This window comes from Xanthobacter aminoxidans, from assembly GCF_023571765.1.
In the GTDB taxonomy this organism is placed as follows: Bacteria; Pseudomonadota; Alphaproteobacteria; order Rhizobiales; family Xanthobacteraceae; genus Xanthobacter; species Xanthobacter aminoxidans.
The window spans coordinates 1-2826 of sequence record NZ_JAMJXC010000051.1 but is presented as its reverse complement, the minus strand read 5'-3'; the positions used below and the strand labels follow the sequence as shown (position 1 = coordinate 2826).

General features: G+C 65.4%; 4 protein-coding genes. 2 read left to right on the top strand and 2 right to left on the bottom strand.

Translation table 11 applies throughout. The features are described 5' to 3' along the window. The first annotated feature begins 416 nt into the window (after positions 1 to 416). Together EJ105_RS27530 and EJ105_RS27525 are read left to right on the top strand one after the other, a co-directional pair. Positions 417 to 1676 carry a site-specific integrase gene (locus EJ105_RS27530; RefSeq protein ID WP_250168871.1) on the top strand — a complete coding sequence of 420 codons (1260 nt, stop codon included), beginning with the start codon at positions 417 to 419 and terminating at the stop codon, positions 1674 to 1676. A 113-nt stretch (positions 1677 to 1789) separates the two neighbouring features. Then, complete coding sequence (locus EJ105_RS27525; RefSeq protein WP_250168870.1) at positions 1790 to 1975, top strand: site-specific integrase; 186 nt, start codon at positions 1790 to 1792, stop codon at positions 1973 to 1975. 15 nt (positions 1976 to 1990) lie between these two features. On the opposite strand, the gene EJ105_RS27520 is transcribed toward EJ105_RS27525, so the two are convergent. Both EJ105_RS27520 and EJ105_RS27515 read right to left on the bottom strand, forming a co-directional pair. Continuing rightward, the gene (locus EJ105_RS27520) at positions 1991 to 2305 is read right to left on the bottom strand and encodes a BrnA antitoxin family protein (protein ID WP_250168869.1); all 315 of its coding nucleotides are present in this window, start codon (positions 2303 to 2305) and stop codon (positions 1991 to 1993) included. Continuing rightward, entirely contained in the window at positions 2292 to 2549 is a 258-nt protein-coding gene (locus EJ105_RS27515; RefSeq protein WP_250168868.1) for a BrnT family toxin, read from the bottom strand. The genes EJ105_RS27520 and EJ105_RS27515 overlap by 14 nt, the downstream gene beginning before the upstream one ends. Positions 2550 to 2826 lie beyond the last annotated feature (277 nt).

The following is a 2826-nucleotide window of genomic DNA, read 5'->3' as shown; positions in this document are numbered from 1 at the left end:
AGCCCCGTTCGGTGATCTGAACGACCGCGTCGCGCTTGAAGTCCTCGGTGAAGTTCGCTTTGCCCATCGGGGCCTCCTTGCCTAAAAATTTAGGGAAGAAGGCGTCCAGGAATCTAGGGGCGGTTCACTTCGCGCCCGCCTCCTGCTCCTTCAGCATCCCTATGATCTGTTCCTCTGTGAACCGTGAGGCTCGCATCGTCCGTCTCCATGATCGACGGACTCTACCTAAATCTGGACGAGGATCAGGGGCTCACGTCACCCGCCCCGTCCGTCGCCGAGACACCTCCTTCCTCTCATTCCGCGCCCGAGTCCCCGCTGACATCGTTGATGCGGCCAAGGGACATTCCGTTGCCCTGGCCTTCCCTGCCGAAGCCGGAGAGCCGGAGCACGTCGCGCTGGTCAGGCCGGGGCGTGAGGTGAAGTTCTCGCTGCGCACCCGCAATCCGGCCGTCGCCAAGTCCCGCCACGGCATTGCGCTCGCCCAGCTTGAGACGCGGTGGAACGCGATACGTTCCGGCCCTCAGCCCCTCACCCACCGCCAGATCATCGCACTATCGGGCGAGGTGTATCGGCTGTTCGTAGAGCGCTTTGAGGAGAACCCCGGGCCGCCGGAAATGTGGGCTGCGGTCAAGGCCTTCAATCGCGCGGCCGGTGAGGGGCGTATCTCAACTGTGCCCCGGCCGTCGGCGGAGGAAGTGGACAGCAGCGTTGCAGCAGCCGAGCCGTGGCACCCGGACCTGACTAGCTCCATTAACGCCCTGCCACGCGACACCGCGAACCGCCTGGAAGCAATGGAGAGCCGTTTTGGCTGGTTGGCCGACTGGGTGCTCGCGACCCATGGCGTCGTGACCGATGGCCTCAGTCGTGTCCGCTTGTTGGATGCCGTGGAACAGGCCGCGACGGATGCAGCATGGTGCCTGAAGCGAGCTGCGGCGGGGGACTATTCTCCCGATCCTGCGGCCCAGCGCTTTCCAGCCTTTGCTCCGGCCCCCGTTGCTCCAGCACCACGGGCCACGACCCGCCGCAAGGCCGATGTTTCTCTCTCCGGCATCGTAGAAGCATGGGGGCGGGAGCGGCAGCCGAGGGCAAAGACGCTGTACGAACACCAGCGCGTGGTGCGCGCCTTCGAGAAGCATTTGGCCCACGACGACGCCGCGGCGGTTACGCCCGAGGACGTTGTGGCCTGGAAGGATGCGCTTGTCGCCACGGGCAAGCTGGCGCCCAAGACGATCAACGCCAAATATCTCACCCCGCTCAACACCGTCCTGAACTGGGCCAAGGCGAACCGTCGCATTCCGACCAACCCGGCCCAGGGCATCCGCTCCGCAGGCAAGGCACTACCTCGCGCGCGGGATCGCTCTTTCACCGCCGAAGAGGCCACCACGATCCTAAAGGCGGCGCTTGACGCTTTCGCGGCTCCGGGGCGCAACACGCGTGAGACGCTGATGGCTCGCCGATGGGTGCCGTGGCTCTGCGCCTACTCCGGGGCCCGCGTCGGCGAGGTCGCACAGCTCCGGGGGCAGGACTTCCAAGAGGTGCAGGGAGTGTGGGTCTTCCGCATCTCGCCGGAGGCCGGGGCCGTGAAGACGGACAAGCCCAGGACGGTGCCACTACACCCCGACCTCATCCGGCAAGGCATTCTGGCGTTTGTCCTGAGCGCGGCGAAGGCCCGCTAGTCTATCAGGAGACGAGAGCCCGTCGCGGCGGCAAGGCCCAGGCCCATCCCTCGAAGACGGTGGCTGGGCGACTCGCCGGGTGGGTTCGCCAAGTCGGCGTCAAAGACCCGAACGTGCAGCCGAATCACGGCTGGCGGCACCTGTTCATGATGCTGTGCAGGGCGCATGGGGTGGGCGAGGAAGCCCGCCATTTCATCGTCGGCCACACCAAGCGCGACACGGGACAGCACTACGGCGAGGCCTCGGTTGTTGCCCTTCACCGCGAGATATCGAAGCTTCCCGCCTTCAAGGTGGAGTGAGCCCAGGCCGCATCATCAAGGCTTACCGGCCTTGCCTGCCACCGCCCGCCGCAACGCATCGTCAATACGGGCCTGCCAGCCGGGGCCGCCAGCCTTGAAGTGCTCCACCACCTCCCGGCTCAGCCGGATGGACACTGGCACCTTGGTCGGCTGGCGCTGACGACCACGGACGCGCCGGGCGGCCTCGGCAAGGTCCGGGAAGGCCTCGGCAAACGGCCGGGCCTGCGCCAGTTCCGCGTCGGCCGCTTCGGGCGCGTCGGACACGGCATCCCAATCGGCCTGCGTGTAACCGTGGCCCGGCTCGAATTGCTTTCGCTTACGGCTTGCCATGAAGCAGCCTCCGTTCCTTCGCGCTGGCGGGGCGCATGCTGATGATAGCGACGCCTTCCGCCCCAAGACGGGCGAACACCACCGCCGCGGTCCCGTCTGCCATGTGCCCGATGGCCATCCACCGCCCGAGCTTCGCCGGCACCACCACCGAGGACAGGAAGAACTCCACATCCAGCGCAGCGAAATCGAGGCCGTGCTTTGCGATGTTCGCGAGGCGCTTGGGCTCATCCCAGGTGATGATCATTCAAATTGTATATGCAATTTGTGAGGTACCGTAAAGGGCCCGCCAGTCCGAGCCCCCTCTGGCATACAGGGCGATTTTGGACCCAACAAATGAAGCACAGAGGTCGTGTCTTTCGCTCACATTGGCCAGCCGTCAGCGTCGTGTTATGCATGATCTTCCCCCGAAAAAGTGGACGGGGTTAAGCCGCTCTGCGTTCCATCTCGGCCGGGCTGATGTAGCCGAGGGCGGAGTGCAGGCGGCGGGAATTGTAGAAGCCCTCGATGTATCCGAACAGGTC

What these genes read in the sequence shown, in the direction of transcription:
- EJ105_RS27520 (WP_250168869.1), bottom strand. Translation starts at nt 2,305, where the DNA reads ATGGCAAGCCGTAAGCGAAAGCAATTCGAGCCGGGCCACGGTTACACG.
- EJ105_RS27515 (WP_250168868.1), bottom strand. Translation starts at nt 2,549, where the DNA reads ATGATCATCACCTGGGATGAGCCCAAGCGCCTCGCGAACATCGCAAAG.